Annotated in this window: 1 protein-coding gene and 3 rRNA genes (1 of these 4 only partly in view); all 4 read left to right on the forward strand. The window is 53.1% G+C overall.

The features are described 5' to 3' along the window. The first annotated feature begins 5 nt into the window (after positions 1–5). Positions 6–1,226: a CaiB/BaiF CoA transferase family protein gene (locus LMH93_RS00905; protein WP_003252904.1), complete on the forward strand. Its 1,221-nt coding sequence runs from the start codon at positions 6–8 to the stop codon at positions 1,224–1,226. Between the two features lie 554 nt (positions 1,227–1,780). Next, positions 1,781–3,317, forward strand: a 16S ribosomal RNA gene (locus tag LMH93_RS00910). Positions 3,318–3,609: 292 nt separating this feature from the next. Next, positions 3,610–6,502 (forward strand): 23S ribosomal RNA (locus tag LMH93_RS00915). Positions 6,503–6,633: 131 nt separating this feature from the next. Further along, positions 6,634–6,639, forward strand: a 5S ribosomal RNA gene (rrf, locus tag LMH93_RS00920); it runs 110 nt beyond the window's last position. The 16S, 23S and 5S rRNA genes sit together here, the layout of an rRNA operon.

A 6,639-nucleotide genomic window follows, 5' to 3' on the forward strand; every position in this document is an offset into this window, starting at 1 on the left:
AAGCCATGGGCGCGCTATCACATCTGCGGGTGCTAGACCTTTCGCGCGTGTTGGCCGGCCCGTGGTCTGGTCAGATTTTGGCTGACCTTGGCGCCGACGTGATCAAGGTCGAGCGCCCTGGCAGTGGCGACGATACCCGCTCATGGGGGCCGCCTTTTCTCAAGGATGCCGAAGGTGAGGACACCAGTGAGGCGGCCTATTACCTGTCGGCCAACCGCAACAAGCGCTCAGTGACCATCGACTTTACCCAGCCGGAGGGACAGCGGCTGGTGCGTGAACTGGCGGCGAAGTGCGATATCGTCATAGAGAACTTCAAGGTAGGTGGGCTGGCAGCGTATGGCCTGGACTACCAGAGCCTGAAGGCGATAAACCCGCAGCTCATCTATTGCTCCATTACCGGCTTCGGTCAGACCGGGCCCTATGCCAAGCGCGCTGGCTATGACTTCATGATCCAGGGGTTGGGTGGGCTGATGAGCCTGACTGGTCGTCCGGAGGGTGAAGAGGGCGCCGGGCCGGTCAAGGTGGGGGTGGCGCTTACCGACATTCTGACCGGGTTGTATTCCACGGTCGCCATGCTGGCTGCCCTCGCCCACCGGGATCAGGCCGGGGTCGGTCAGCATATCGACATGGCATTGCTCGATGTGCAGGTGGCCTGCCTGGCGAACCAGGCAATGAACTACCTGACCACGGGCAGCCCTCCTCGTCGGCTGGGTAATGCGCATCCTAATATAGTCCCTTACCAGGACTTTCCGACGGCAGATGGCGATTTCATTCTTACCGTCGGTAATGACAGCCAGTTCCGTAAATTCGCTGAGGTGGCCGGGCAGCCGCAATGGGCGGAGGACCCTCGGTTCGTTACCAATAAGCTGCGGGTGGCCAACCGGGCTGAGCTGATACCACTAATTCGCCAGGCTACGGTGTTCAAGACCACAGCTGAGTGGGTGGCCCAGTTGGAGGCTGCAGGAGTGCCGTGTGGGCCTATCAATAACCTGGCGCAGATGTTCCAGGATCCCCAGGTGCTGGCGCGCGGGTTGGCGTTGAGTATTCCGCATCCATTGGCGGGTAGTGTGCCGCAAGTTGCGAGCCCGATACGGTTGTCGGAGACGCCAGTGGAGTATCGCCGGGCGCCACCCTTGTTAGGCGAGCATACCGAAGCGGTGCTGGGGGAGGTGTTGGGGCTGGATGTCGGCGAGGTGCAGCGCCTTCGTGGTGCTGGTGTGCTCTAGATGAATAGCGGGGAGGCCGTCAGGCCTCCCCGCTTTGTTTTTTTTGCACTATCAACGGTTATTGAAATTAAAGGTTGACGCCCTCTCGAATCCCCTTATAATGCGCCCCACTTCCAGCGACAACGAAACGACAAACTCCTTGAGATTCAATAAGTTAGGCGATTCAAGAGGTGTTGGAAGGGCTACGATCGAATGATCGAAAGCGGTTGAAATGGTGGTTGACAGCGCTTTCAAGTGCTGTATGATTCGCCTCCCGCTACGAGAGATCGCAGCGAGCCAAGTGTTTGAAGCTAAACGAGTTTCTCGCAAAAAACTTCAAAATAAACGCTTGACAGGCTCTGAGGAAAGCGTAGAATGCGCGCCTCGGTTGAGACGAAAAGCTCTTAACCAAACGCTCTTTAACAAATTGAATCAAGCAATTCGTGTGGGTGCTTGTGAGTACGGACTGATAGTCAAAAAGATTATCAGCATCACAAGTGACCATGCGAGAAATCACATAGTCATTTGAGATTGCTGAGCCAAGTTTAGGGTTTCTTAAAAACCCAAGCAGTATTGAACTGAAGAGTTTGATCATGGCTCAGATTGAACGCTGGCGGCAGGCCTAACACATGCAAGTCGAGCGGATGACGGGAGCTTGCTCCTTGATTCAGCGGCGGACGGGTGAGTAATGCCTAGGAATCTGCCTGGTAGTGGGGGACAACGTTTCGAAAGGAACGCTAATACCGCATACGTCCTACGGGAGAAAGCAGGGGACCTTCGGGCCTTGCGCTATCAGATGAGCCTAGGTCGGATTAGCTAGTTGGTGGGGTAATGGCTCACCAAGGCGACGATCCGTAACTGGTCTGAGAGGATGATCAGTCACACTGGAACTGAGACACGGTCCAGACTCCTACGGGAGGCAGCAGTGGGGAATATTGGACAATGGGCGAAAGCCTGATCCAGCCATGCCGCGTGTGTGAAGAAGGTCTTCGGATTGTAAAGCACTTTAAGTTGGGAGGAAGGGCAGTAAGCTAATACCTTGCTGTTTTGACGTTACCGACAGAATAAGCACCGGCTAACTCTGTGCCAGCAGCCGCGGTAATACAGAGGGTGCAAGCGTTAATCGGAATTACTGGGCGTAAAGCGCGCGTAGGTGGTTTGTTAAGTTGGATGTGAAAGCCCCGGGCTCAACCTGGGAACTGCATCCAAAACTGGCAAGCTAGAGTACGGTAGAGGGTGGTGGAATTTCCTGTGTAGCGGTGAAATGCGTAGATATAGGAAGGAACACCAGTGGCGAAGGCGACCACCTGGACTGATACTGACACTGAGGTGCGAAAGCGTGGGGAGCAAACAGGATTAGATACCCTGGTAGTCCACGCCGTAAACGATGTCAACTAGCCGTTGGAATCCTTGAGATTTTAGTGGCGCAGCTAACGCATTAAGTTGACCGCCTGGGGAGTACGGCCGCAAGGTTAAAACTCAAATGAATTGACGGGGGCCCGCACAAGCGGTGGAGCATGTGGTTTAATTCGAAGCAACGCGAAGAACCTTACCAGGCCTTGACATGCAGAGAACTTTCCAGAGATGGATTGGTGCCTTCGGGAACTCTGACACAGGTGCTGCATGGCTGTCGTCAGCTCGTGTCGTGAGATGTTGGGTTAAGTCCCGTAACGAGCGCAACCCTTGTCCTTAGTTACCAGCACGTTATGGTGGGCACTCTAAGGAGACTGCCGGTGACAAACCGGAGGAAGGTGGGGATGACGTCAAGTCATCATGGCCCTTACGGCCTGGGCTACACACGTGCTACAATGGTCGGTACAGAGGGTTGCCAAGCCGCGAGGTGGAGCTAATCTCACAAAACCGATCGTAGTCCGGATCGCAGTCTGCAACTCGACTGCGTGAAGTCGGAATCGCTAGTAATCGCGAATCAGAATGTCGCGGTGAATACGTTCCCGGGCCTTGTACACACCGCCCGTCACACCATGGGAGTGGGTTGCACCAGAAGTAGCTAGTCTAACCTTCGGGGGGACGGTTACCACGGTGTGATTCATGACTGGGGTGAAGTCGTAACAAGGTAGCCGTAGGGGAACCTGCGGCTGGATCACCTCCTTAATCGACGACATCAGCCTACTGATGAGCTCCCACACGAATTGCTTGATTCATTGTCGAAGACGTTTTTCCTGGTCAGAACCTGGAAATGAGCATTCGTATCGAATGTTGATTTCTGGCTTTTGTCAGATCGTTCTTTAAAAATTCGGATATGTGATAGATATAGACTGAACACCAGTTTCACTGCTGGTGGATCAGGCTAAGGTAAAATTTGTGAGTTCTGCTCGAAAGAGCAACGTACGAATTTTCGGCGAATGTCGTCTTCACAGTATAACCAGATTGCTTGGGGTTATATGGTCAAGTGAAGAAGCGCATACGGTGGATGCCTTGGCAGTCAGAGGCGATGAAAGACGTGGTAGCCTGCGATAAGCTTTGGGGAGTCGGCAAACAGACTGTGATCCAGAGATCTCTGAATGGGGGAACCCAGCCAGCATAAGCTGGTTATCTTGTACTGAATACATAGGTGCAAGAGGCGAACCAGGGGAACTGAAACATCTAAGTACCCTGAGGAAAAGAAATCAACCGAGATTCCCTTAGTAGTGGCGAGCGAACGGGGACCAGCCCTTAAGTTGGTTTGAGATTAGTGGAACGCTCTGGAAAGTGCGGCCATAGTGGGTGATAGCCCCGTACACGAAAATCTCTTATCAATGAAATCGAGTAGGACGGAGCACGAGAAACTTTGTCTGAATATGGGGGGACCATCCTCCAAGGCTAAATACTACTGACTGACCGATAGTGAACCAGTACCGTGAGGGAAAGGCGAAAAGAACCCCGGAGAGGGGAGTGAAATAGAACCTGAAACCGTATGCGTACAAGCAGTGGGAGCCTACTTTGTTAGGTGACTGCGTACCTTTTGTATAATGGGTCAGCGACTTATATTCAGTGGCGAGCTTAACCGAATAGGGGAGGCGTAGCGAAAGCGAGTCTTAATAGGGCGTTTAGTCGCTGGGTATAGACCCGAAACCGGGCGATCTATCCATGGGCAGGTTGAAGGTTAGGTAACACTGACTGGAGGACCGAACCGACTACCGTTGAAAAGTTAGCGGATGACCTGTGGATCGGAGTGAAAGGCTAATCAAGCTCGGAGATAGCTGGTTCTCCTCGAAAGCTATTTAGGTAGCGCCTCATGTATCACTGTAGGGGGTAGAGCACTGTTTCGGCTAGGGGGTCATCCCGACTTACCAAACCGATGCAAACTCCGAATACCTACAAGTGCCGAGCATGGGAGACACACGGCGGGTGCTAACGTCCGTCGTGAAAAGGGAAACAACCCAGACCGTCAGCTAAGGTCCCAAAGTCATGGTTAAGTGGGAAACGATGTGGGAAGGCTTAGACAGCTAGGAGGTTGGCTTAGAAGCAGCCACCCTTTAAAGAAAGCGTAATAGCTCACTAGTCGAGTCGGCCTGCGCGGAAGATGTAACGGGGCTCAAACCATGCACCGAAGCTACGGGTATCATCGTATGATGATGCGGTAGAGGAGCGTTCTGTAAGCCTGTGAAGGTGAGTTGAGAAGCTTGCTGGAGGTATCAGAAGTGCGAATGCTGACATGAGTAACGACAATGCGAGTGAAAAACTCGCACGCCGAAAGACCAAGGTTTCCTGCGCAACGTTAATCGACGCAGGGTTAGTCGGTCCCTAAGGCGAGGCTGAAAAGCGTAGTCGATGGAAAACAGGTTAATATTCCTGTACTTCCAGTTATTGCGATGGAGGGACGGAGAAGGTTAGGCCAGCCTGGCGTTGGTTGTCCAGGTTTAAGGTGGTAGGCTGAAATCTTAGGCAAATCCGGGATTTCAAGGCCGAGAGCTGATGACGAGTTGCCTTTAGGCGACGAAGTGGTTGATACCATGCTTCCAAGAAAAGCTCCTAAGCTTCAGATAACTGGGAACCGTACCCCAAACCGACACAGGTGGTTAGGTAGAGAATACCAAGGCGCTTGAGAGAACTCGGGTGAAGGAACTAGGCAAAATGGCACCGTAACTTCGGGAGAAGGTGCGCCGGCGAGGGTTAAGGACTTGCTCCGTAAGCCCATGCCGGTCGAAGATACCAGGCCGCTGCGACTGTTTATTAAAAACACAGCACTCTGCAAACACGAAAGTGGACGTATAGGGTGTGACGCCTGCCCGGTGCCGGAAGGTTAATTGATGGGGTTAGCGCAAGCGAAGCTCTTGATCGAAGCCCCGGTAAACGGCGGCCGTAACTATAACGGTCCTAAGGTAGCGAAATTCCTTGTCGGGTAAGTTCCGACCTGCACGAATGGCGTAACGATGGCGGCGCTGTCTCCACCCGAGACTCAGTGAAATTGAAATCGCTGTGAAGATGCAGTGTATCCGCGGCTAGACGGAAAGACCCCGTGAACCTTTACTATAGCTTTGCACTGGACTTTGAATTTGCTTGTGTAGGATAGGTGGGAGGCTTTGAAGTGGGGACGCCAGTTCTCATGGAGCCATCCTTGAAATACCACCCTGGCAACTTTGAGGTTCTAACTCAGGTCCGTTATCCGGATCGAGGACAGTGTATGGTGGGTAGTTTGACTGGGGCGGTCTCCTCCCAAAGAGTAACGGAGGAGTACGAAGGTGCGCTCAGACCGGTCGGAAATCGGTCGTAGAGTATAAAGGCAAAAGCGCGCTTGACTGCGAGACAAACACGTCGAGCAGGTACGAAAGTAGGTCTTAGTGATCCGGTGGTTCTGTATGGAAGGGCCATCGCTCAACGGATAAAAGGTACTCCGGGGATAACAGGCTGATACCGCCCAAGAGTTCATATCGACGGCGGTGTTTGGCACCTCGATGTCGGCTCATCACATCCTGGGGCTGAAGCCGGTCCCAAGGGTATGGCTGTTCGCCATTTAAAGTGGTACGCGAGCTGGGTTTAGAACGTCGTGAGACAGTTCGGTCCCTATCTGCCGTGGACGTTTGAGATTTGAGAGGGGCTGCTCCTAGTACGAGAGGACCGGAGTGGACGAACCTCTGGTGTTCCGGTTGTCACGCCAGTGGCATTGCCGGGTAGCTATGTTCGGAAGAGATAACCGCTGAAAGCATCTAAGCGGGAAACTTGCCTCAAGATGAGATCTCACTGGGATCTTGAATCCCCTAAAGGGCCGTCGAAGACTACGACGTTGATAGGTTGGGTGTGTAAGCGCTGTGAGGCGTTGAGCTAACCAATACTAATTGCCCGTGAGGCTTGACCATATAACACCCAAGCAATTTGCTGACGCAGATTGCGGTGGTGAAGACGAAAGACCCGAAAATTCGTAAGACCACAAATATCGCATATCCGGATTCGCTGGGCTGTCCATCTGGACATTCTGGCAACAGAATTTCTTGAC

This window comes from Pseudomonas sp. CIP-10 (assembly GCF_020911845.1).
GTDB lineage: Bacteria > Pseudomonadota > Gammaproteobacteria > Pseudomonadales > Pseudomonadaceae > Aquipseudomonas > Aquipseudomonas alloputida.

Excerpts from the sequence above, each read along its gene's own strand:
- LMH93_RS00905 (WP_003252904.1), top strand. The coding sequence starts at position 6 with ATGGGCGCGCTATCACATCTGCGGGTGCTAGACCTTTCGCGCGTGTTG.